We start from the raw sequence: 24,729 nt of genomic DNA, 5'->3' as shown, positions 1-24,729 counted from the left end.
GTAAGTTGTACGTAAATATCGGTTTTCTTAAGAAGGGCAGAAGAATCGACGAAAGTAGTGGCAAACGTGATTCTCACATTTCACCGCGGCCAATCAGTTCTCCTTATCAATTGGCGGGTTTTAACGGGTTTTTTTTATCAGCAAATCTGTTCAGACGGGATACCAGAACATGTTTAATAAGATTAAAAAACAGGCAACACCAGGCATTGCAGTTCGTTCAGACAAACACACCCTGCGTTTATTACTGGCTTCAGCCCTGCTGATGGCGCCCGCCGTGCAGGCAGCCACCGAAGCCGAAAATACGCTGACGGTCACCGCAGACACCCAGGAAAGCGTCACCGCCCCGACCAAAGGGATCGTAGCGAAAGAGAGCGCTTCAGGCACCAAGACCGCCACACCGCTGCGTAAAACCCCGCAATCCATTTCTGTGGTGACGCGCGATCAGATGGACGATCAGGATGCTCGCTCAGTGGCTGATGCACTGAGTTACTCCAGTGGCGTGGTAGCAACCTACCGTGGAAACTCGAACCGTAATGATGAAGTGATCAGCCGTGGTTTCCGTTATGCACCGAAATTGCTGGATGGATTACATTTCGGTCTTTCTTCTGAGAATGGCGGGGCTGGGCAACTCGACCCATGGTTGCTTGAGCGTGTTGAAATCGTACATGGCCCGGCATCGGTACTTTATGGCCAGGTGAGCCCTGGTGGGCTGGTTCTGATGACCAGTAAGCGCCCGACAGCAGAAAGTATTCATGAAGTGCAACTCAGCACCGGTAATCGCCACTATGGTGAGGCAGCGGTGGACTTCGGCGGCAAGCTGAACGATGACAACACCTTGTTCTACCGCCTGAACGGCATTGCCAGCACCCAGAATGAGTTTGTGAAAAACAGCAAACAACAGCGTATGGCGATTGCGCCAGCGATCACCTGGCTGCCAAATGAAGACACCAGCTTTACGCTGTTAACCAGCTACCAGAATGACCCGAAAGCGGGTTCGCGTAACTTCTTGCCACGCGCAGGGACGCTCTATTCTACCGCTGCTGGCTATGTTCCTTATGACCTGAACGTCAGCGACTCTGACTTTACTAAGTCAAAGCGTGAACAGACCTCTATCGGTTACAGCCTGGAGCACAGCTTTAATGAAGCGGTATCGTTTACCCAGAACCTGCGTTACAGCCACCGCAATGAAGACTACAAATATCTGGTCTACAACGTGGATGACGGCAACCGTACACTGACGCGTCTGGCGCAGCATGAAACGGCGATGACTAACGAATTCAACGTCGACAATCAGTTGAAAGGGCTATTCGATACCGGTGAAGTGAAGCATACCGTCCTGGGCGGTTTCGATTACCGCTACTCGCATATTGATAGCAAACTGTATCGTGACTACGGCAGCAGTTACCCGATGGACTGGAGCAACCCGAGCCGTGTAGAGGTTGATGAAAGTTTGTTGGAGCTGGCCACCCATACCAAGAAATCCCTGAACCAGTACGGTGTTTATGTCCAGGATCAGCTGGAGTGGAATAACTGGAACCTGCTGCTGTCAGGTCGTAATGACTGGTCGCAGGTGAGCAACAAGGACCTCACAGCCGGGGGTTCAGATATCACTTATAATGACAGCGCGTTCACAGGGCGTGCCGGACTGCTGTATGCATTCGATAACGGTATTTCACCGTATGTCAGCTACAGCACCTCGTTTGAACCGGTGCTGGAGCAGGCGGCGGCAGGTGCCGATCCGCTGAAACCGACCACCGGTGAACAGACGGAAATCGGGGTGAAATTCCAGCCAGTGGGCGTGAATGCGATGATGACAGTCTCCTGGTTTGATATTAACCAGAAGAACGTCACCTCTTATAACCGTCTGACCAGTGCTTACGAGCAGATTGGTAAGGTCAACTCTCAGGGTATTGAGACAGAACTTCATGTGCAGCCAACGCCGGAAATTAAGCTGACTACCGCTTATACCTATACCGATGTGGTGACCAAGAGCTCAACAGATCCGGATAAAGTCGGTCACAGCCCAAATGCTATCCCGCGTCATGCTGCTTCAGCCTGGGGTAGTTACAGCTTCCTTGATGGTGTGCTGAATGGTTTGACTATGGGTACCGGCGTTCGTTATGTGGGTAAAGCTCCGGGTGATGATATCGGCGAATACTATGTGCCGCATTACACCCTGTACGATGCGATGGTGAAATATGAACTGGGCCAGGCTGTCCCGACTCTGAAAGGGACCACCTTACAGTTCAATGCGCAGAACCTGACGGATGAGCACTATGTGTCATCTTGTGCGGGTCAGTGGGCATGTTTCTACGGTGCAGGCCGTACGTTTGTTGCTTCTGTTAATTACCGCTGGTAATGGGTAGAGCAGGGCGTTCGTCGCCACTTTGAACTAAAGCGGGGTTCCACAGAGAACCGCGTTCCTGACAAGCTTCATTATCATCCTTTTAGCCACCCCAGACGGGGTGGCTATTTTTTTACCTGATCGTTCCCTCACCGCACGTCCTGCTTTTTTCTGACGCCAGTCTGTTTAGCCGAACCGTTATAAATCACACTGATTTTTTCTTTAGTTTACATGTTGTTACTTTTTATCGTCCATGCCAGTTATTTGTGTAATAAGAAATGCTAATACAAATGTTATTGAGAGTGATTTACATTTGCATTAGTATGCGTCGGAACTTCACACAGGTAAGAGGTAACTCTTCATTTAGTAAGGTTTTTTTTCATAAGCAGAGGGTGCGTTCGGACGTTAATGATCCGTGCCATTCCTGAAGTTAGCTACGGCCAATCAGTAAATCTAATGGGTTGGCGGGCTTTACTGGTTTCTTTCGTAGACAAGGCTGTTTCAGACGAGATAACACAACTATGTTGAAGAAGATAAAAACCCAGGCGCGCCCTGGTGTGGCAGTACACTCTGGAAATACCACCCTGTGCCTGTTGCTGGCGTCTTCACTGCTGGCGGCGCCGCTGGCGCAGTCCGCCACTGACAACACGCTGACGGTGACGGCGGAGTCCCAGGAGAGCGTGACGGGGCGAAACAGTGGTATTGTGGCGAAAGAGAGCGCTTCAGGCACCAAAACCCCCACCCCGCTGCGCAAAACCCCGCAATCGATTTCGGTGGTGACACGCGAGCAGATGGATGACCAGGCGGCAGCATCGGTTTCCGATGCCCTCAGTTATACCAGCGGTGTGGTGACCAACTATCGCGGTAACTCCAACCGTAACGACGAAATTATCAGCCGTGGCTTCCGCTACGCGCCAAAACTGCTGGATGGTCTGCACTTTGGTCTTTCCAGCTCCAGCGGGGGAGCCGGGCAGGTTGACCCGTGGTTGCTGGAGCGCGTGGAGATGGTCCATGGCCCTGCAGGGGTGTTATACGGCCAGGTCAGCCCGGGTGGCCTGGTGATCATGACCAGCAAGCGCCCGACGGCTGAAGCCGTTCGCGAAGTGCAGCTCAGCACCGGCAATCATCATCTGGGCGAAGCGGCCTTTGATTTTGGCGGTAAGCTGAACGATGACAACACGCTGTTTTATCGTCTTAACGGTATTGCCAGCACCAGACATGAAGAAGTGAAAAACAATAAACAGGAACGCGTGGCAATAGCGCCCGCCATCACCTGGCTGCCGAATGCCGATACCAGCTTTACCCTGTTAACCAGCTACCAGAACGACCCGAAAGCCGGATCGCGTAACTTCCTGCCGATGGTCGGGACGTTGAAAGAAGCCAGCACCGGGTATATCCCGTATGACCTGAATATCAACGACCCGAACTACTATGGTAACAAGCGGGAACAGGCCTCCATTGGCTACGAATTTGACCACAGCTTCAATGAAGCGCTATCGTTTACCCAGAACCTGCGCTATACCCATCGTGATGAAGACTATAAATATATGGTCTACACCACCAGCTCCGACCTCAACGACCACACCATTGAACGTCGCCCGCAACATGAAACGGTGATGACGAACGAATTCGGTGTCGATAACCACCTCAAAGGGCTGTTTGATACCGGTGATGTCGGCCATACCGTGCTCGGTGGGCTGGATTATCGCTGGAGCCGCGTTGCCAGCACCCTGTCACGCCATACCTCGACCCAGTACCAGCTCGACTGGGCAAATCCTGGTCGTGTTGATGTGAATGAGGATGATTTTACCCCCAGCATTAACACCGTGAAGCAGCTGCATCAGGTTGGGGTCTACCTGCAGGATCAGATGGAGTGGAATAACTGGAACCTGGTCCTGTCCGGCCGCAACGACTGGTCGCAAATCCGTACGATTAACCGCCTGAACGGCACCGACGTGAAGAATAATGACAGCGCCTTTACCGGCCGTGCCGGGCTGTTGTACGCCTTCGATAACGGTCTGTCGCCGTACATCAGTTACAGCACCTCGTTTGAACCGAACCTGAGCAATGGCGCACCGGGAACCGATCCGTTTAAGCCGACAACAGGGGAGCAGACCGAAGTGGGGGTGAAATACCAGCCGCCGGGTTCCAATACCGTGATGACCGTGTCGGTGTTTGATATCACTCAGAAAAACATCACCTCGGCGAATACGGTGACCGGTTACAACGAGCAGATCGGTAAGGTTGACTCTAACGGCGTGGAAATGGAAGTGCATGCCCAGCCGTTGCCGGAAGTCAAACTGATGGCGGCTTATACCTATACCGATGCGGTGACAAAAGAGACTTACACAACCGCTCAACTTGGACGTACCCCGGCCAGCATTCCGCGTCATGCGGCATCGGCCTGGGGCAGCTACAGCTTCCTGAATGGGGCTCTGAGTGGGCTGACCGTAGGTACGGGTGTGCGTTACACCGGTGATGCCCCGGCGGACAGCACCGGAACCAACGAAGTACCGCACTTCACGCTGTACGATGCGATGGCAAAATATGAACTGGGCGAGGCAGTTTCCAGCCTGAAAGGCACCACGGTTCAACTGAATGTGCAGAACCTGACTGACAAACACTACGTGGCATCCTGTAGCAACAGCGAAGCCTGTTTCTATGGTTCAGGCCGCAATGTGGTGGCATCGGTGAACTATCGCTGGTAAGCCGCGAATCGTCTGACGACGAGGTGACGCGTACACGCCTCGTCCAGCGAATTATCATCTTTTACCACCCCAGCCGGGGTGGTTTTTTTTTGACGCTCTGTCAGACTGAATGCTGCCAGTAACAGGAGAGAAACATGTCGCAGTTATCGGGCCGCAGCCGTGCAGGCGCGTGCTGTTTCGCCGCCGGGGGATTGCTGTATCTGCTGGCCGAACGTACCAGCGCGCTGGCCTGGCATCATCCGGCCTATCGCTACAGCCACAACTATATTAGTGATCTCGGCATTCCTGAATGCGGGCCGCAGATTTGCTCACCGCTGCATAACGTGATGAATGCCGGATTTGCGGTGGAAGGCGTGCTGTTTTTGCTGGCTTGCTTACTGTTGCGGCCGCAGCTGTCAGGGGGAATGGGGTGGGTGGCGTTGCTGGCAGGCGGCCTGCATGGCATTGGCGGCGTTATGATCGCGCTATTCCACAGCGGTGGGGAAGCTGATGGGGTGACATTGCATCAGGCAGGTGCGGTGATGGCGATTGGCGGGGGTAATCTGTGCCTGATCGCCACAGGCCTGGCGTTGCGCCGTTGCGCACCTGTGTATGCCGGGTTTAGCCTGCTGCTGGGAATGGTCGGCTTACTCTGTATGGTGCTCATCCCGTACGTAGCGTTGCCGATCGGCATCATTGAGCGTGCGGCGGTCTATCCCATCACCCTCTGGCAGGTGGTGAGCGGATTTTCATTGCTGTTACTGTCTTACCGGTTCAAAAGGAGCGTGTTGTGAATCAGAGTCAGCGTGAACATATTGCCACCGTGCTTGCCTGCACCCGCGAAGATGCCCGGCATCTGGTGCAGCGTCAGTATGACCAGACGATCCGTGACTCCTGGCAACGCTGCGTGGAAAGTCACGGACTTGATCCCAGCCGTATGCAGGCGGCGCGCATTCTCCCCTGGCAGGAGCTGCGAGAGCATCGCGAGCATCTTGAAGAGTTTCGCCATATTGCCCGGCACGGTTTGAGCCGGTTATACCAGCAGATTGCTCCGGCGGGCTATGTGGTGTTGCTGACGGATGCCCACGGGGTGACGGTGGACTATCTGGGGGATGACAGTGCTGAAATCAGCCTGCGTCGCGCTGGCCTGTTCCTGGGGGCGCAATGGTCGGAAGCCTGGGCGGGCACCTGTGCGGTTGGCACGGCGCTGGCGACCGGGAAAGCGCTGACCGTACATCACAACGACCATTTCGATGCCACGCATATTGCACTCTCCTGTTCGGCCGTGCCGCTGTTCGATCCGCAGGGGCAGCTTAACGCCATCCTGGATATCTCCGCACTGACCTCGCCGCAGCCGAAATCCGGCCAGCAGCTGGCGTTACAGATTGCGCGGATGCATGCCCACCAGATTGAAAATGCCTGGTTTGAGCATCGCCACCGTGCCGACTGGGTGCTGAAACTCAGCCCGTCCTCGCCGTTTGTCGAGGTCAGCCCGGATTACCTTATTGCTTTTGATGCCGATGGCCGGGTGATCGGGCATAACCACCGTGCGCAGCGGATGCTGGAGAAAGAGCTGGGCATTGATGCGCCGCTGCCGCACTGCCGCAGCATGCTGCTCGGGATGCCGATTGAACAGCTGTTTAATACTTCGATAGACAGTTTGCCGGACTGGCTGGCCAGCGCCAGCGGTCGTCAGGGCACGCTGGATCGGCTGCGCAGCGGTGAGAGGCTGTATGTGACGGCGGTGCAGCCCGCACGCCGCCCGGAGCGCACGGCGATCACCACGCCCGCCGCACTGCCTGCGCCGCTGGCGGCCCTCACGGGCGGCGATCCTGCATTGCAGCAGCAGTTACAGCGTGCCTCGCGCTTACTGAGTGCGCCGCTGCATCTGGTGGTGCAGGGGGAAACGGGCAGCGGCAAAGAGTATTTTGCCCGCGCTTTCCATCAGTCCAGCCAGCGCAGTGGGCAGCCGTTTATTGCGGTGAACTGTGCCGCGATCCCCGCGACCTTGATTGAAAGTGTGCTGTTTGGTCATCTGCCGGGCAGTTTCTCCGGGGCGGGCAGCAAAGCGCGGCGCGGCCTGGTCCAGGAAGCCGACGGCGGCACGCTGTTCCTTGATGAGATCGGTGATATGCCGCTGGAGATGCAGACGCGGTTGCTGCGCGTGCTGGCCGAGCAGGAGGTGCTGCCGGTCGGGGCTTCACGCCCGGTTGCGGTGGATATCCGTGTGATTTCGGCTTCACATCATGTGCTTGAGGAGCTGGTGGAGCAGGGGCGTTTTCGCGCCGATCTGTTCTGGCGTTTGCAGGGGGCGCGTATCACCCTGCCTGCACTGCGCAACCGTCAGGATCTCGACTGGTTAATCGACAACATGCTGGCGGGCAAAGCCCGACTGTCCGCAGCGGCGCGTCAGTGCCTGCATCAGCACGGCTGGCCGGGTAACCTGCGTGAACTGAGCAATGCGCTGGACTACGCGGTGGCGATGGCCGACGCTAACCAGATTGAAGCGGGGGATCTGCCTGACGGCATCGGCATTACTGCCCCGTTAACGTTAGTTCAGGAAAGCCCGAAAGAGGTGCAGGCGCTGCCGGACGAAGGGCAACAGCTGGTGGCCTGCCTGCGTGCCGCACGCTGGAACCACAGCGCCGTGGCGCGCCAGCTGGGCATCAGCCGGATGACGCTGTACCGCCGGATGCAGCGATATGGCATTCAGTCGCCCAACACTCAGCCTGCGTAACGGGAAGAGATGACGATGAAGAAAAGCGTTCAGGTAGCAGGTGACGGCCCGTTTATGTTGCCGCAGGGACGACTAGTGTACTGCGCGGACCCGACCGAGGCTGAAGACGGGCTGTTTCCGCTGGCCGCTGCAGGCCACAAGGTGGCACAGCTGTGGTATGGACCGCAGTCGCTGGTGGTGCCCTCAAGTTACCGACGTTTTACCGCGCTGGACCAGGTGCGCGAGCAGTTTGCTGCTGCCGGATGCCCGGTGTTTCTGCGTAAATCCGGCGGCGGGCTGGTGCCGCAGGGGCCGGGCATCATCAACCTCAGCCTGGCGTATCCGATCGCGCGTACCCTCGGTGAGGCTGCGGAAGAGGTGTATCGTCATCTGTGCGCGATTTTAAGTGATGCGCTGGGTGCGCTGGGCGTGGTGACGGGCTGGCAGGCGGTGGAAGGATCGTTCTGCGACGGGCGCTTTAACCTCGCCTGTGGCGAAGGGCAGCAGGCGAGGAAAATCGCCGGAACGGCACAATACTGGCGGGCAATCCCTGACAGTGATGCCGATGCTCCGCGTCGCCATGTGGTACTGGCCCATGCGGTTCTGCTGGTGGACTGTGATTTAGCGGCGGCACATCGCCATGCGAATCAGTTTGAGGCGGCGCTGGGAAGCGGGCGTTTTTATCAGGCATCAAAAACGGTCAGTGTGGCGCAGAGGCTGTCAGCCCGGCATCCGTATTTGCGTGATGAGGTGGTTGACGCGCTGATCGCGAGGATGACGTAAGCATCCCATGACGCGTTATATCATCGCCCAACCGTAGGGTGTGACCACTGAGGTATGCCCACAAAACAAGACCTGTATTATTTGCCGCCACCTGCTTTCCCGGCCCGCCAGTGATGCAGGCCTGCACGATGGTCCAGGTCAACGTCAAGGACGTTTCGCTTTCCCGCTGCGCGGGCTGAGCGACCCAGGGTGGGCAGTCGCCCCCACCCTGGGGACCCGGGCTTTGCGGCAGGCGCTGCGTCCACTGCGTGGATACCTTCGGCTGCTTCGTTCACCGACGGAATGGTCGTGACGGCACATCCCTGTGCCGGCTCTCCCTCTCACCGCCGTCCTGGCGGTTCGTCCTGGTTCACTGCGCTTCCTCAGCGCTGCTGAATGCCGCCTCAACGTCAAAACCGAGGTCAACACCCAAACCGAAAACAACTCTGGACGGGTAGGGGGTGACCACTGAGGTATCCCCACAAATATTAGTGGCTGATAATTCTGCCTCTGGTCTGAAAATAGAGTGCTCACTGTGGGTTTAAAACCGCCACGGCATCCGAACTTTCGTAGGGGCCGACCCTCTTTTCCGGTCGGACCGGCCTGAATGTATGCACCGCAGGCGAGGTCTGCGTCACTGGCTGACCGGAAAAGAAGGTCAGCCACTACCAATTAATCGCTGTTTTGTTTTATGGGGATACCTCAGGGGGTGACCATTTTTTCCGGTCTGCCCATGATGTTGAGCAGGGTGCCGAGGCCCGCAGGGATGCGGACATTATCCGTGGTGATGGTCTGCACAATGGTTCAGGTCATCATCAAGAGCGTTTCGCTTTCCTGCTATGTGACTGACAAATTAACCCTCGCAAACGTTAAACAGCACACACAAATGCTATCCTTGGCTGGCGATAATCATGGAAAAACTAAGGAATAGTAATGATTGATAAGGAAATGAAGGATGGCAGCTTGCGCCTGATGACACCAGGTGAAGTCAAAATGGCCAAAGATATTTTTCGCGAGACAATTAACTACTCGAAAGTGTGGGTACATAAAGGGAGTTATTTCTTTTTTGGACTACAGAATAAGAACACTTCCATGTCTCCCAATGGAGAAATGTATTTCCGAAATTATTACCACCCGGACTTCTCAAAAGCCAGTATAAGCAATCAGCACATTTTTATTCATGAGCTGTCTCACGTATGACAGTTCCAGCACGGTATGAGGGTTAAATTAAGAGGGCTGCTGAGTTGGGCAGCAAAGTATCAATATACCTTAAGCAGTTGGCCACTCAGCGTTTATGGCATGGAACAGCAAGCACAAATTATTGCAGATTATTATCTACTTACGCGTTTCAATGGACGAGAGGATTGGAATTCGAATACTTTATGTACTAACTGTAAAGACTTATCTGATGCGGATTTAATCAGCCAGTATAAGCACACGCTGAGATCCTTCCCGTGGAGTCTGTAATGAAGATGAAAAAAATAGTGTTTCCCGTGCTACTCACTTCACTTTTGACGGGATGCGGATTATTGGGCGATTACACGCCATTGCCTGAAATCGGGCAGGTTTCAAAGTCTCAGGCTGGATTCTGTTTCCAGATTAAAAATCCAGGTGACTATTACGTACATTTTCTTTCGATCAGAGAGAGAAGTGCGCCTGAGAGGTCTGGCTTCAATAGAGAGTTTCCTGCCTTGCCGATCGCTGATAATCAGCTGTGTATTCCACCGTCTTACTATCACTTCCCGGATGATGGCGAGATCAATGTTGATATAGCTTTACGCTCACCGACAAAGAAAAGGGAATATCGTCGAGATATCATTTCTGAATTCAGAATGGTGAATGGTATGCCTATGCCCTTTGCTCCAAAGGAATATTCAGTGAAAACCGATGACTATATACGGGAAATAGAATAACGGAGCTGAACGATCCCATTAAAATAATTATGGGGTACCTCTGGCCGTTATGGCCGACCTTTTCATTTGGTCGGCCAGCACAGCCTGAGGATTACTGCGGTGGACGAACCAGGATTTTCACCTGATTTTTCTCTTTCACCAGCGCTTCAAACCCTTCTGTTACCAGATCTTTCAGCTCAATGCGCTTGGTCACCAGCTTCTCAGCCTGGAAGTAGCCCTGGGTCATCAGCTCCATTACCGCCGGGAAGATATGACGGTAAGCGATGATGCCTTTGACGTTACGCTCGGCCAGCACCACTTTGTTCGGGTGGAATGAGGCTTCGCCTTCCCAGATAGACACAATGATGGTTTCGCCTTCGTAACGGGTGCTGTCGATGCACTGCTTCAGCACCACCGGCACGCCGGTCACTTCGAATGCGACATCCACGCCGCCTTTGCTCAGTTCACGAATGGTGGCAACCGCATCCTGTTTGCTCGGATCAATCACCACGTTGGCACCCAGCTCCCGCGCTTTCTCGCCACGCTGCGGTGACAGTTCCACCACATAAATCTCAGAGGCACCCGCAGCACGCAGGGCTTCAATCACCAGCAGACCGATAGGGCCGGCACCAAATACCGCCGCTTTGTCACCGGCTTTCAGCTTGCTCATACGCACCGCATGCAGCGCCACGGCGGCAGGCTCGACCAGCGCACCCTGCTCGTAAGAGAGACCGTCTGGCATACGGTGCACCATGTGCTCATCCACGGTAGTGAAGGAGGAGAAACCGCCACCGCCGCCGGACAGACCGTGGAAGCCCAGGTCACCACACAGGTTGTATTTGCCTTCGCGGCAGGCTTCGCATTCACGACACGCAAGGATCGGCTCGACGACCACACGGTCACCGGCTTTGAATTTGCTGACACCGGTACCGACTTCGACCACTTCGCCAGAGAACTCGTGGCCCATAACGATAGGGGCAATATCGTGGCTGATTTTATGCGGTTTATCGACCGGAACAAAGATCGGCCCGGCGAGGTATTCGTGCAAATCGCTGCCGCAGATCCCGGTCCATGCCACTTTGATTTTTACCTTGCCTGCAGAAACCTGGGGTTCTTCAATATCGTCAATACGGATGTCATGCGCTTTATACCAACGTGCTGCTTTCATCTTCTTTTCCCTTGAGATTGGTCAACATCCTGTCCATTGCCACTAATGCGGCCGGATCAGGAACTCAGGGCTGCATAGTGCGAAAAGCGTGCCAGGAATTGGGTGGTGGGTAAGTTGTTGATTTTTAGATGGTAGAGTGAGGAGGGCGCTGGGAGGGGAGGGGACAAGGCGGGGGAGTGTGACAGGTGTAACGGGGTGCGGGTGTAACAGGGTGGGCCGGTGGTAATAGTCAGATTTTGGTGCGTTGTTGAGTGTCTGCTGTGTGCCAGGAGCGGACATCATCCCAACTACCGTAATTTATTATTTTATGAACAAGTGGCAGATGACATTGAACCCTTTTGCGTTTCAATAAATTTGAAAATTTCATTTATTGATGCTTTGTCAGGCTTGTTAAATTCACTCAAATGATCTCCTTTCCCAAGGGTCATCAATAAACCATATTGTTGCGCTATCTCAGCCATAGGAGAGTTATAAGGGTCGTTGGCTCCGGCCCAAAGTAAAATTGGTGTCTTATAAGGAAATAAAGCTTCTTTTTTTTCAGAATACTTTCTTAATTCATTGAAAAAGCATCTGACACTTTCTTGATCATCCAGCGAAAGCCCAGAGACAAGTTCTGGTGCTGTGCTTCTTGCATAAGACATAAACATATCAAAACTAAGTTTGCCTTCAGGCGTTTCCGGAAGGCCATTCTTTAAATCCCATCCGCCTAAAACGACAGAATGCAGCCGTTCCGGATGGTGGTTTAGCAGCCCTAATGCTGCCCATGCGCCAGAGGAATACCCAATAACATGCGCTTTCTCATAGCCCAGCTCATCCATAATTTTCACAATGGATAAAGCCTGATTTTGTTGTGTATATAATTCTGGCACTGACGGTTTTACGCTTTCGCCGTGGCCTAAAAGGTCCGGACAAACAACGTGAAAAAATGGACTAAATAAGGAGAATAATCCATTATTTCGCCAAGATTTTCCGTCCATTAGAAGACCATGAAGCATTATAACCAGTGGGCCTTTTCCTTCTGCAATATATGACAACTGAGGTGAGCCTGATGTAGATGGCATATGTGTCCCTTTAAATTTAGAGTGGACAGAAAGCATACACGTCTTTAGACAAGCAGCTCAACGACTAATCGCATAACGTCAGCTCCTCGCTCAAAACTGCCTGTCAAAGTGGTTAAGCTCTACAACAGCTCAGAGGTACAAAAAATCACCTTAACGTACAATAATTTTCGATATCCAAACTGACCCCTTCCATACCGCTGGGGGCTATCAGTGAAGCAGGTAAACACAGAGTTTTGGCTTGGGTCTATCGTATTCATCCATCCCCTAAAACGGCAACCGAAACCATATGGCCCACAGGATATAAACGCCACCCGCGAGAAATAACAGGCGATAGACCCAGACAATGGCGTTTTCCTGCCGCAGGTAAAATTTCAGCGGGTTACGGTGCAGGTTGGCCGCATTGTGAGTTTTATGAAAATGCGTCATCTGTTGCGCGCCTCTGCTGGCTAGTGCAATCATAAAACTGGTCATCATGATCATCACTAATACCATATAGCTTTTCACCAGAAGCCCCAGGCTCAGGCGCAGCCATGAACTGTCACCCTTGTGCAAAACGACGACACCATGTTTTTTAAGCGCAATCGCAGCAAAGCTAAGCGTAAGGTGCACGACCAGCAGGATGACAAAATGCTTCGCATTGGTGCGGAAAGGATTCTTCAGTGTGATACCAAAGATCCAGGCGAAAAACAGCAGTGTTGATGCCAGCCACATCATTGAGTTTAGAATCATTCCAGGCCTGCTCAGTAAATTACTCAGTGGCATATTTTTGCCGAATGACGGTAAGAGCGCCAGGATGATTTTTGCTGCTAAATCGTAACTGACAATATTTCACGAATACTCGGGTTCTTTTGACTGACGGTTTTTTGCCAAAAGCTGACGTCAGATCCGCTAAATACAATCAGCGCAATGGCTTTGAGAAACAGACAGCTTCTGTCCTGCCTATGTATGGGCCATAATTCTCAATACGGATATAACCATTTTTCTCGTAGAAATTTACAGCCCGATAGTTCATGTGTCGGGTTTCCAGCCTAAGTTCTGTATATCCCATCTCTTTTGCCGATTTTTCAAGAAAAGTGAGTAAGGCACCGCCAATCCCTGACACACTTCGGTCTGAAAACATTCTTTTAAGCTCGGCGATATTTTGCGTTAATGGCCGTATAGCACCGCATCCTATAGCTTTGCCATGAGAATTCTTTGCTAATGCCCATAAAGCTTTGTCATCACTCATTGCTTCAACGGTGAAATTGCTTTTGCCATTATCACCAGTAATAGCGGCAAGTTCTACTGACAGCATTTCGATTAATCGATGGGATTCTGAAGAAAATGGATCTGATTTCTCTACTGTTATCATGGTTATACCCTGCAGGATGAGTGTGACCAACATAAAGCATCCTGTTAAGGAAAGCATCAGCCAATACGGGGGATGGGACAACACTGTTTCCAAACTATCCCGAGGGTATCATGCCCGCTCCTCATTCTAAGCCGCCATCAGTCCACTAACTCCCACATCAAAAAAAATGCCATCCCCCACGGGACAGCATTCCAAAATCATCCATACCGCTCCGACCTCAAAGACATAAGCGGTTTTACCCTATATATCGGTCATCACCTGAACGGCGGCTCATTAAACGTGCGCAGCTTACGCGAGTGCAGGCGGTCGCCCTCGGCGCGCAGCAGGTCGATGGCGCGAATGCCAATTTGCAAATGCTCGGAAATGGCGCCTTCATAGAAGCGGTTTGCCTGGCCCGGCAGCTTAATTTCGCCGTGCAGCGGCTTATCGGAAACGCACAGCAGGGTGCCGTAAGGCACGCGGAAGCGGTAACCCTGGGCGGCGATGGTGGCGCTTTCCATATCGACGGCAACGGCGCGGCTGAGGTTGAAACGCAGCGCGGAAGCCGAATAACGCAGCTCCCAGTTGCGGTCGTCGGTGGTCACTACGGTGCCGGTACGCAGGCGTTCTTTCACCGCTTCACCCGGCATCCCGCTCACCAGCTTGGTGGCGTCATACAGCGCGCGCTGCACTTCGGCAATGCTCGGGATGGGGATATCCGGCGGCAGCACGGCATCCAGCACATGGTCGTCACGCAGATAGGCGTGCGCCAGCACGTAGTCACCAATGGTCTGGCTCTCGCGCAGTCCGCCGCAGTGGCCGATCATCAGCCAGGCATGAGGGCGCAGCACGGCGAGATGGTCACAGATGGTTTTGGCATTCGACGGGCCCACACCAATGTTCACCAGCGTGATGCCCTGGCCGTCTTTGCCAATCAGGTGCCAGGCGGGCATCTGGTGTTTTTTCCAGGCGAGGTCAGACACTGTCTGTTCCGGGTGCGGCGTATCATGCGTGATGGTGGTGCCGCCCGCGCAGGAGAGCGCCAGATACGGTGACGTCGGGTCGGCAATCTGCTCGCAGGCCCACAGCACAAACTCATCGACATAACGCGTGTAGTTGGTGAACAGCACGTAGGGCTGGAAATCTTCCACCGGCGTGCCGGTGTAGTGGCGCAGGCGTGCCAGCGAGAAGTCGGTGCGCAGGGCATCGAAGTGCGACAGCGGGAAAGTTTCACCCGGCGGTAGCAGTCCGTCGGCATTCTCATCGCCAATCTGCGACAGCTCGGTGGTCGGGAAATGCTGGGCGATCCCGGCGCTCATGCTGCGATCCAGCGCCAGGCCGGAACCGTCAATCACATACGGGAAGGGGATCTCCTGCTGCGATGGCAGCACGTCAATCTGCACCTGATACTCCTGGGTCAGCAGCGTGAGCTGATCGCTGAGGTAGTGGCGCAGCAGGGCCGGGCGGGTAATGGTGGTGCTGTAGCTGCCTGCGCGGGTAAAGCGACCAAAGGCACGGGTCAGGCGCTGGGAGGGGGCCACGCCGTCCCAGGTGACGCGCAGCTGCGGATAAACAAACAGGCCAGCTGCGCGCTGCGTGGCATCAGGCAGGCTGCCGTCAGCGATAAACGCCGTGATGGCGTCGCGCAGGGCATCAACTGCCGCGTTGTAATGGTTTTCGAGGCTGTCGAGCGCTTCGGTGACGGTCAGGGATCGCGCTACGGGATAAGTCATGGTCTCTCCTTGCATCGTTTAATTTATACCCGTCATACTTCAAGCTGCCTCTTTGTTGGCGACGTTCACTCACCCGAATCACTTACCTGAGTAAGCTCATCGGGATTCGCTCTCTTGCCGCCTCAACGCACCTCGAATTATTCAGGGTATGTTAGCTGCTGGCACCGGGTTCCAGGCTGAATCTCACCTGTTCTTCCTGCGGCTGCGGGGCATTGTCCAGCATCGCCATCAGCTGCTGGCCCACCTGCTGGCCCAGCTTTTCGTAATTCAGTCGCATTGAGGTCAGCGCCGGAAAGGTGTGATCGCAGTTAGCCGAGCCATCAAGGCAGGCCACCGCCATATCATAGGGTACCTTCAACAGTCGCCGCTGACACTCAGACAGTACACCAAAAGCAATCTCTTCATGGCTACAGATAATCGCATCCAGATCCGGCTGATTTTGCAGTAGCTGCCCCAGCGCATAGCGGCCAAACTCCAGGCTTGGCGCATCCGGCACGGTGATCATCAGGTCCGCATTCTGATAGTGCATCAGCATCGCTTTATGCCAGCCGTTCAGCTGCTGTTTGTGCAGGCGGTTATCCGTGTGCGCGCCAATAAAGCCGATGCGGCGATAGCCTTTATCCAGCAGATGCGCCGTCAGGCGTTCGGCCGCATCATTGATGGCGATATCGAGGGTGATATCGGCAGAAAAACGCTCCGCGCCGCAGACGTTAACCGTCACCAGTTCAGCGGATTCAATCAGGTCGCAGGTCTTTTTGGAGAGCTGCGCCCCGAACAGTACCAGGGCAGAAGGGCGGTTTTGCAGCAGTTTTTCCACCAGCGGCGTTTCACCGTACTGATGATATTCATGGCAGGCCATAATCAGCTGGAAAGGCTGTTTACTCAGGGTTTGTTGCAGTGCCTGAACAAAGCGGGTGCTGGCACGATCGTGCTGAAAGGGGTAGAGCACGGCCACGGTATGCAGCTGGGACGAGGCGAGCGTGCTGGCGGCCTGATTGGGCACGTAGCCGAGGGTCGCGACCGCCTGTTGGATTTTGATGAGCGAGGCTTCAGAGACCTGGCTCGGATCGCGCAGCGCGCGCGATACCGTCATCGGGCCGATACCGGCATGGCGGGCGACATCCTGCAAGGTGACGCGGTCGCTGCGCCCGGCTGCCAGTTCGCTGGCTTCCGGATTGGCCTGATAGCCCAGTGCGCGGGCGGCCTGTTCTACTTTGTTACGAACACTGTCTGACACCAGCTCCGGTGTGCGCATCACGCGCGACACGGTCATGGCCCCGACGCCGACATAATCGGCGACATCCTGCAGCGTCACCCGACCGCTACTGCGACGCTTGCGCATCCTGGTTTCTCCTTCTTTGCTGGTTCCGGCAGGGCCGGGCGAGGCGTGCCTCGCCCCTACAAAAGTATATGTAATGGTGAGGCGTGCCTCGCCCCCACGAAATTAGCGTAGGGGTCAGGCATGCCTGACCCATTATCAACGCGCATGTGATGGTGAGGCGTACCTCGCCCCCACGAAATTAACCCAGGGGTCAGGCATGCCTGACCCATTATCAACGCGCATGTGATGGTGAGGCGTACCTCGCCCCCACGAAATTAACCCAGGGGTCAGGCATGCCTGACCCATTATCAACGCGCATGTGATGGTGAGGTGTACCTCGCCCCCACGAAATTAACCCAGGGGTCAGGCATGCCTGACCCATTCTCACCGTCAGTGTGCCGTTGCCGACGTCTGGCAACAAATTATTCTCCGGCTGATGATAAGCCGATCACAATTAATGATAGTTATAACAGTTAGCGTTATCTTTTTAGATGTTCGTCACATTAATCAGATGAGTCTCACACTACTCTGCTCGGGCGATTAAGAGAGAGGTGACACACATGCTTAAAGAATTACTGACAGCCGACGTTGTTCAGATTATCCCTGCCTGCACTGACTGGCGTGAGGCTGTCTCACTTTCCTGCCAGCCGCTGCGCGATAATGGCACCATTGAAGCCCGTTATGTCGAGGCTATCTACCGCTCACACGAGGCGATTGGTCCATATTACGTGGTTGGCCCCGGTATCGCTATGCCTCATGCACGTCCTGAAGACGGCGCAAACAAAATGGGCGTCAGCCTGACGGTGGTCCGCGAGGGTGTAAACTTCGATTCAGAAGGGAATGACCCGGTGCATCTGCTGATTGTGCTGGCCGCAACGGACAGTAACAGCCATATCGGCATTATTACCGCGCTCGCCCATCTGTTTGATACCCCTGAAGATACGGCATCGCTGATCGCAGCGACAGAGGTCGAACAAATTTTATCCATTATTTCACGCTATTAATTCTCCCAGAGGAAAAAAAATGAAAATCACCGTGGTATGTGGCAACGGTCTTGGTACCAGCCTGATGATGGAAATGAGCATTAAATCAATCGTTAAAGATCTGGGCGTGAATGCAGAAGTCGACCATGTCGACCTCGGTTCAGCCAAAGGCACCGCCAGCGATATCTTCGTGGGCACCTCTGATATTGCCGAGCAGCTCGTGGCTCAGCAGGTAGGCGGTAAAATTGTCTCCCTGAAAAACATGGTAGACAAAGTGGCGATGAAAGAGCGTATCTCTGAAGCTCTGACCGAACTCGGCGCGTTATAAGGGAGCCAAAAATGGAATTTTTCCGTTTTTTAATGAGTGATGTGTTGTCTGAGCCGTCCATTCTGGTGGGGCTGATTGCGCTGATCGGTCTGGTGGCACAGAAAAAACCGGCCACGGAAGTGATCAAAGGAACAGTGAAAACCGTGATGGGCTTCCTGATCCTCGGGGCCGGTGCCGGGCTGATTGTCTCTTCACTGGGCGATTTCGCCGCGATCTTCCACCATGCCTTCGGTATTCCGGGTGTGGTGCCGAACAACGAAGCGATCGTTGCTGTGGCGCAGAAGAGCTTCGGCACTGAAATGGCGATGATTATGTTCTTCGCGATGGTCATCAACATTGCGATTGCCCGCTTCACGCCGTGGAAATACATCTTCCTGACCGGTCACCACACGCTGTTTATGTCGATGATGGTGGCGGTGATCCTCGCGACTGCCGGCATGAAAGGCGCCAGCCTGATTGCGGTCGGTTCGCTGGTGGTTGGCGTGTCGATGGTGTTCTTCCCGGCGATTGTCCACCCGTATATGAAGAAGGTGACGGGTTCAGACGATGTGGCATTTGGTCACTTCTCGGCGATTTCTCAGTTACTGTCTGCCTGGATCGGCAGCAAATTCGGTAACAAAGAGAAATCCACCGAAGATATGGAAGTACCGAAAAGCCTGCTGTTCCTGCGTGATACGCCAGTGGCGATTGCCTTTACCATGTTCTTCATCTTTATCTTCACCTGTCTGGTGGCGGGCCCGTCAACGGTGAAAGAGATGAACGCGGGTGGCAAAAACTGGTTTATGTTCTCACTGATGCAGTCCATCACTTTTGCCGCCGGGGTTTACATCGTGCTGCAGGGTGTGCGTATGGTGATTGCGGAAATCGTTCCGGCGTTTAAAGGGATTTCTGACAAGCTGGTGCCGAACGCGAAACCGGCCCTCGACTGCCCGGTGGTGTTCCCGTATGCCCCTAATGCGGTGCTGGTGGGCTTCCTCAGCAGCTTTGTTGCCGGGGTACTGGGCATGTTCCTGCTGTACGCGCTGAATATGACGGTGATTATTCCGGGCGTGGTGCCGCACTTCTTCGTCGGTGCTGCTGCCGGGGTGTTCGGTAATGCCACCGGTGGGCGCCGTGGTGCCATCCTAGGGGCCTTCACCAACGGCCTGCTGATTACCTTTATTCCGGTGTTCCTGCTGCCGGTACTGGGCAGCATCGGTCTGGCGAACACCACCTTCAGTGACTCTGACTTCGGTGCCGTCGGCATCCTGTTAGGCCTGATTGTGCGTTAAGGTTCTTTGCCTGAAAGCAGGGGCTGGCGAGATTCTCGTCAGCCCCTGTTTGTTTTTAGCGGTGCCTGAACCCACCTTAAAGCGTCTTAGCTGAATTTCACCCAACCACATTCGTTTTTCTTAGTGGCGTAAAAACCTCAGCCCTTTATTTTTTAAGCCTCTGACCTGGCTGAAATAAGGGACTTAACGTGACGACTCAACACCGCAGACGACTGAAAACACTAGTGGGCGCGGGCAGCGTGATTTACGCCGCCAACGACACCGACCGCACTTTTGGCATTCAGCGCGCCGTGTCACTGGCGCAAACCGCTGAACGCGAAAAAATCACCGGGCTGTTTACCGCCGATCTGCTCCAGAGCGATCCCGCCGGGCTGGCCGGGATCACCGGCAGCCAGGACCCGATTGTCACGCTGGCGGCGTTAAGTCAGGTGACCCGCCAGATAGGCTTGATAGCCACCGTCACCACCACCTTCCAGCACCCGTATAATCTGGCGCGCCTGATCGGTACGCTCGACCATATCAGCGCCGGGCGTGCGGGCTGGAATGCGGTGACCTCCTCGGTCGGTGAGGAGAATTTTGGCGGGGGCGAGCTGCCTTCTCCGGCCGCGCGTTATGCCCGCGCCACCGAATTTATTGAAGTGATTAATGCCTTGTTCGACGCCAACGACCGGGACGCGGTGCAGCGCAGAAACGGAGGTGGCGTCAGCCTTGATCCGCGTAAGCTGCACCCGGTTAACTATCACGGTGATTTCTTCCGCGTGGCGGGGCCGCTGAATGTGCCCCCGCCACCGCAACATCGTCCGGTACAGTTCCAGGCCGGGCAGTCGGAGGAGGGGATCAGCCTCGGCGCCCGCTATGCCGAAGTGATTTACACCTCGCAGCCCACGCTGGATGATGCCAGTACGTTTGTGGCCGAAGTTCGGCGGCGTGCGCTGCTGGCAGGCCGCGAACAGCCCCCGCTGATCATGAACTCTTTCCATTCAGTTATGGGTGAAAATCCGGCCGATGTGGCACGACGGCTGGAAGAGAAGCACCAACGCATTGACTATCAGCGTGGACGACTGAAGGTGGCGGATATGCTCGGCGGGGAGGTTGACTTGCAGGATCTGGATCTCGACCGGACGATCCCGGAATCCCTGTTGCCGGATACGCGTCAGGTGAACCGACGTCGTGGACGTGCAGAAATTTTTACCCGCTATGCCCGCCAGGGGCTGACGCTGCGTCAGCTGATTATTGAAGCCGAAGAGACCGGACACTGGTTTGTCGCCGGAACCCCGGAATCGCTGGCCGATGCCATTGAGCAGCGCTATCACGCAGGTGTGCTGGATGTGATTTCGCTGCACGGGCTGGGGCAGCCAGACCAGGAAGATCTGCTGATTAATGGCCTGCTGCCGGAGCTGCGCAAACGTCATCTGCTGGATGAGGATTACCGCGGCGAAGATTTCCGCACCAGCCTTGAACTGCCCGCACGACTGCCGGGCAGGTGATACAGGTGTCACAGAGGCCGCGATTGATCAGGCGATTGCGGCAGCCATATTGCGTAACTCTGGCAGGCCGCTGAGATCCTGCTCCAGCACCAGGTCCTGATGAATTTTCAGGATCACCGCTTTCACCACATCAGAGGTTTTTTTCATCCCCTGCTGCTGCATCAGCTGGTTGAGTTCCGCCTGCTGCTTTTGCGTGATTTTCATCGAGAGGCGTCTTGACGCTTTCGCATCCGCCATGTCGCTGCTCAGCAATGTTTTCAGTTCCTGCTGCGGATAACGGCCGCTGGTCAGCGCATGCAGATACCAGAGGATCAACGCCTTGTTGAAGTTTTCGCTGAGGGTGGTATCAATCTTCTGCGTAGCAACATACAGAATATCCAGGTAGTGTACCGGCACTCTGATTTCCAGCGGGGAACTGGACTGTTCGAAGGCCTCTTTGATACGCGCGGTGGACTGCGCGGGGATAGCGGCCACCTCATCGCAGCGGTCGCAGACAGCGGCGAGAATATTTTTCACCGTGCCACGCTTATCGCTGAATGCGACATCACGTACCCGGTAGGTGGCAGATGTTTTACCGCAGTTATGGCACAGCAGCGTCCGTGTTTCGCCCTCTTTGACAATTCTCATGGTCACCTCTTCCTTGTTACAGATGCACGCTGATAAAAATCATATCAGGTTCCATAAAATAAAATTTAACGTACCACCAGCCGCCGCATTTCCAGCTGCGACAGATATGAACATCCACGTCAGGGGCCCGATGATGAGGGCTGCAATGATACCCCGACCCGCTGGTTTTCCTGATCAGTTCAGCAACCCAGACCTTATCCACCACGCCCGTCGCAAACAGGTTTTTTACGTCCAGATCCCGCCGGACTTCATGGTCATAAGCATCTTGCCTGAGGCAGTTGATTGCCTGCTTCTTCACCTCTGTGAGTGTCATATTACCTCCGTGTATTGTGTACGTTTCATTTCGTACTTTCAAGTGCCAGACACAATAAATCTGCCTGGATTGTAAACGCAGGTGCGACAGAAAGGATGAAGTCAGGGCGCTAAAGTGGCAGAAAATGACAACTTTCAGAGCAGGCTCGTAAAACTGACGTTGGGCAAAACTCTGCCCTGACCGAAATAGTTACCGATAACAATTAAAATAATTTTGTTTTTATATCAGATTTTTTTAGTTAAATTAGTGTAAGTACGTTGTAATTATTTGTCAGATAATAATTGCGCACTTTAACACTAAGGGATACCAATGCTTAACAAGATAACCAGTATTGTCATCGCAATCGTCGGGATCGCGATGCTCTACATGGGTACACAACTGCTGTTGATCGGCGGTACGCCGTTCTATGCACTGATGGGCCTCGGCCTGCTGGTCACGGCTATCACGCTGTTTATGAATAAAAAAATCGCTTTGTCTCTCTACGCTTTATTAATGTGGATGGTACTGGCGTGGATGATTTATGAAGTCGGCTTTGACAAATGGCAGTGGATCCCGCGCGGAGACATCATTGGCCTGATCGGCCTGTGGCTGGCGTTGCCCTGGGTGGTTCGCCCACTGTACAAAAAAGAAGGGCGCCGTTTTCATCCCTTCCTCGGCACGACGGTCATTCTGATTGTGGCGCTGGTGGTGGGGATGATGTTTTACGATCCATTGCCACAGGCAGGCAACATTACCAACCAGCGCCAGAGCGGCGACACCGAGGTGGCGGGCAGTGACTGGACGGCCTACGGTGGCACCACCAACGGCCTGCGTTTCTCCAGCCTGAAACAGATCACGCGCGATAACGTCAGCAAGCTGGATGTGGCCTGGACCTACCATACGGGCGATGTGCGCGATGCGGAAAAAGATGCCACGGAATACACCTTTGAAGCGACGCCGCTGAAGGTGAACAACAGCGTCTATTTCTGTACGCCGCACAATGAAGTTCATGCGCTGAACCCGGAAACCGGTGCGCTGAAGTGGAAGTATCAGCCAGCGAAAGATGCCTCTTATCTGCAACAGCATCAGACCTGCCGTGGCGTCAGCTACTATGACGGCAGCGCGGTACAGGCAGAGAGTACTCCCGCCCAGCCCGCCCTTTGCCGCAAGCGTATCTATAACGCCAGCAACGATGCCAAACTGATCGCGCTGGATGCGGATACCGGCAAGCTGTGTGCTGACTTCGGTAACAACGGCGTGGTGGATCTGCATGCCAATATGGGCACAGTGCGCCCGCATGCTCTGATGCAAACGGCAGCACCGCTGGTGGCGGGTAACCTGGTTATTGTTGGCGGTTCCGTCATGGACAACGGCTACAATACTGGAAATCCATCTGGGGTGATCCGTGCTTATGATGCGATGTCTGGCCGTCTGGTGTGGAACTTCGACCCGGCCAACCCGGAAAACACCCAGCCGATTGCCGCCGACCAAAGCTATCCGCAGGATACGCCGGTGGCGTGGGGTACGCTGAGTGCTGACCTGAAAAATGGCCTGGTGTATGTGCCGTTTGGTAATGCCTCGCCGGATGAAGTGGGCATTGCGCGTGATGCCAACAGCAACACCGAGAAGTTCCGCGACACCCTGGTGGCGCTGGATCTGAAAACCGGTAGCTTCAAATGGCGCTTCCAGTCCTCGAAAAACGATCTGTGGGACCGCGATAATCCGTCACAGCCTTCGCTGCTGGATATCGACTATCAGGGCCAGAAACAGCCTGTGGTGATCCTGCCGACCAAAACCGGCAACCTGTTTGTGCTTAACCGCCTGACGGGCCAATCGGTGTACCCGATTAATCAGATTGATGTTTCCACGCAGGGCATCAGCGGCGAGAAATATTCCCCAACGCAGCCCGTCTCTGCGCTGAACTTTATTCCGGCACCGCTGAATGAAAAAGCGATGTGGGGCCTGACGCCGTTTGACCAGATGGCCTGCCGTATTGACTTCAAGTCACTGCGTTATGACGGCAATCCGTGGACGCCAGCGACCGAAGCCGGTTCGATTATCTTCCCGGGCAATATCGGGGTGTTTAACTGGGGTTCTGTTGCGGTCGATCCTGAGCGTCAGATCCTGATCGCTTCACCGGTGCGTCTGGCTTACAAATACAACCTGATCAAACGTTCGGCGGCAACGGCGGACAAGCGTCTGTTCACCAAAGACGGTACGCCGTACTGGAATGAGAACTTTGAAGGTGATTACGCCATTCATATTCAGCAGCTCTCTTCCAGCCTGGGTATTCCGTGCATCGCGCCGCCGTGGGGCCGCATGGTCGGTGTTGACCTGAAAACCGGGAAAACCGAATGGCTGCGCCGCGTGGGCACCACCAAGAACCTGAACACCAGCTTCCTGCCGGGACGCTTCCCGATTGGCTTCCCAATGGGGATGGTGGCACACGGTGGCCCGTTAACCACCGCAGGTGATGTGGTGTTCCACGGTGCAACGGCCGATAACTTCTTCCGTGCTTACGATGTCAACACGGGTGAGTTACTGTGGCAGACCGAACTGCCCGCCGGGGGCCAGGCCACGCCTGCCACCTATATGGGCAGCGATAACCAGCAGTATGTGGTGATTGCGGCCGGTGGTCACGGTTCGCTCGGCACCAAAGCCGGTGACTCGGTAGTGGCTTACCGCCTGAAGTAATCTGAACCGGGGAGCGGTATCTGCCGTTCCCCG

20 protein-coding genes are annotated in these 24,729 nt (G+C 54.6%); 12 read left to right on the top strand and 8 right to left on the bottom strand.

All coding sequences use genetic code 11. The annotated features are described in order from the left end of the window. Positions 1-169 precede the first annotated feature (169 nt). The 7 genes from FY046_RS05075 (at position 170) to FY046_RS05045 (ending at position 10,422) form a co-directional block, all read left to right on the top strand. Entirely contained in the window at positions 170-2,359 is a 2,190-nt protein-coding gene (locus tag FY046_RS05075) for a TonB-dependent siderophore receptor (protein ID WP_446185830.1), read from the top strand. A gap of 506 nt (positions 2,360-2,865) precedes the next feature. Further along, entirely contained in the window at positions 2,866-5,052 is a 2,187-nt protein-coding gene (locus FY046_RS05070; protein ID WP_446185829.1) for a TonB-dependent siderophore receptor, read from the top strand. A 134-nt stretch (positions 5,053-5,186) separates the two neighbouring features. Then, entirely contained in the window at positions 5,187-5,825 is a 639-nt protein-coding gene (locus tag FY046_RS05065) for a DUF998 domain-containing protein (protein ID WP_159337007.1), read from the top strand. Further along, the gene (locus FY046_RS05060; protein ID WP_446185828.1) at positions 5,822-7,768 is read left to right on the top strand and encodes a sigma-54-dependent Fis family transcriptional regulator; all 1,947 of its coding nucleotides are present in this window, start codon (positions 5,822-5,824) and stop codon (positions 7,766-7,768) included. The genes FY046_RS05065 and FY046_RS05060 overlap by 4 nt, the downstream gene beginning before the upstream one ends. Before the next feature lie 15 nt (positions 7,769-7,783). Then, entirely contained in the window at positions 7,784-8,530 is a 747-nt protein-coding gene (locus FY046_RS05055) for a lipoyl protein ligase domain-containing protein (protein WP_446185827.1), read from the top strand. A gap of 912 nt (positions 8,531-9,442) precedes the next feature. Next, positions 9,443-9,709 (top strand): hypothetical protein, encoded by a 267-nt coding sequence (locus FY046_RS05050; protein ID WP_242462164.1) that lies wholly within the window; start codon positions 9,443-9,445, stop codon positions 9,707-9,709. Positions 9,710-9,975: 266 nt separating this feature from the next. Continuing rightward, positions 9,976-10,422: a putative T6SS immunity periplasmic lipoprotein gene (locus tag FY046_RS05045; RefSeq protein ID WP_167864451.1), complete on the top strand. Its 447-nt coding sequence runs from the start codon at positions 9,976-9,978 to the stop codon at positions 10,420-10,422. A gap of 91 nt (positions 10,423-10,513) precedes the next feature. Here FY046_RS05045 and FY046_RS05040 read toward each other — a convergent pair whose 3' ends face one another. The 6 genes from FY046_RS05040 to FY046_RS05015 form a co-directional block, all read right to left on the bottom strand. Beyond that, on the bottom strand, positions 10,514-11,569 hold the full coding sequence (locus FY046_RS05040; RefSeq protein ID WP_167864452.1) for a 2,3-butanediol dehydrogenase: 1,056 nt from the start codon (positions 11,567-11,569) through the stop codon (positions 10,514-10,516). Positions 11,570-11,874: 305 nt separating this feature from the next. Then, entirely contained in the window at positions 11,875-12,630 is a 756-nt protein-coding gene (locus FY046_RS05035) for an alpha/beta fold hydrolase (protein ID WP_167864453.1), read from the bottom strand. Positions 12,631-12,894: 264 nt separating this feature from the next. Next, entirely contained in the window at positions 12,895-13,359 is a 465-nt protein-coding gene (locus FY046_RS05030; RefSeq protein ID WP_159337002.1) for a hypothetical protein, read from the bottom strand. A 169-nt stretch (positions 13,360-13,528) separates the two neighbouring features. After that, the gene (locus tag FY046_RS05025) at positions 13,529-14,014 is read right to left on the bottom strand and encodes a GNAT family N-acetyltransferase (protein ID WP_159337001.1); all 486 of its coding nucleotides are present in this window, start codon (positions 14,012-14,014) and stop codon (positions 13,529-13,531) included. Between the two features lie 221 nt (positions 14,015-14,235). Next, the gene (locus FY046_RS05020; protein WP_133843115.1) at positions 14,236-15,693 is read right to left on the bottom strand and encodes an AMP nucleosidase; all 1,458 of its coding nucleotides are present in this window, start codon (positions 15,691-15,693) and stop codon (positions 14,236-14,238) included. A gap of 151 nt (positions 15,694-15,844) precedes the next feature. Continuing rightward, on the bottom strand, positions 15,845-17,035 hold the full coding sequence (locus tag FY046_RS05015; RefSeq protein ID WP_167864454.1) for a LacI family DNA-binding transcriptional regulator: 1,191 nt from the start codon (positions 17,033-17,035) through the stop codon (positions 15,845-15,847). A 539-nt stretch (positions 17,036-17,574) separates the two neighbouring features. Here FY046_RS05015 and FY046_RS05010 point away from each other — a divergent pair. From FY046_RS05010 to FY046_RS04995, 4 genes are all read left to right on the top strand, one after another. Further along, positions 17,575-18,018: a PTS sugar transporter subunit IIA gene (locus FY046_RS05010; RefSeq protein WP_133843119.1), complete on the top strand. Its 444-nt coding sequence runs from the start codon at positions 17,575-17,577 to the stop codon at positions 18,016-18,018. Positions 18,019-18,037: 19 nt separating this feature from the next. Next, positions 18,038-18,325, top strand: coding sequence for a PTS sugar transporter subunit IIB (locus FY046_RS05005; protein WP_133843120.1), 288 nt, complete (start codon positions 18,038-18,040; stop codon positions 18,323-18,325). Positions 18,326-18,336: 11 nt separating this feature from the next. Further along, positions 18,337-19,596, top strand: a complete 1,260-nt coding sequence (locus FY046_RS05000; protein ID WP_133843122.1) for a PTS ascorbate transporter subunit IIC — start codon at positions 18,337-18,339, stop codon at positions 19,594-19,596. Between the two features lie 188 nt (positions 19,597-19,784). Continuing rightward, entirely contained in the window at positions 19,785-21,083 is a 1,299-nt protein-coding gene (locus FY046_RS04995) for an NtaA/DmoA family FMN-dependent monooxygenase (RefSeq protein WP_446185826.1), read from the top strand. A gap of 27 nt (positions 21,084-21,110) precedes the next feature. Here the strand turns inward: FY046_RS04995 and FY046_RS04990 are convergent, their stop codons facing one another. Both FY046_RS04990 and FY046_RS04985 read right to left on the bottom strand, forming a co-directional pair. Continuing rightward, positions 21,111-21,710, bottom strand: coding sequence for a hypothetical protein (locus tag FY046_RS04990; RefSeq protein ID WP_159336998.1), 600 nt, complete (start codon positions 21,708-21,710; stop codon positions 21,111-21,113). Positions 21,711-21,726: 16 nt separating this feature from the next. Further along, positions 21,727-22,023 carry a hypothetical protein gene (locus FY046_RS04985; protein WP_133843129.1) on the bottom strand — a complete coding sequence of 99 codons (297 nt, stop codon included), beginning with the start codon at positions 22,021-22,023 and terminating at the stop codon, positions 21,727-21,729. 309 nt (positions 22,024-22,332) lie between these two features. On the opposite strand from FY046_RS04985, the gene FY046_RS04980 reads away from it, so the two are divergent. Beyond that, the gene (locus tag FY046_RS04980) at positions 22,333-24,696 is read left to right on the top strand and encodes a membrane-bound PQQ-dependent dehydrogenase, glucose/quinate/shikimate family (RefSeq protein ID WP_446185825.1); all 2,364 of its coding nucleotides are present in this window, start codon (positions 22,333-22,335) and stop codon (positions 24,694-24,696) included. Positions 24,697-24,729 lie beyond the last annotated feature (33 nt).

The sequence above is a fragment of the Erwinia sp. 1181_3 genome, from assembly GCF_052824965.1.
This window is presented reverse-complemented; position numbering and strand designations above follow the sequence as displayed.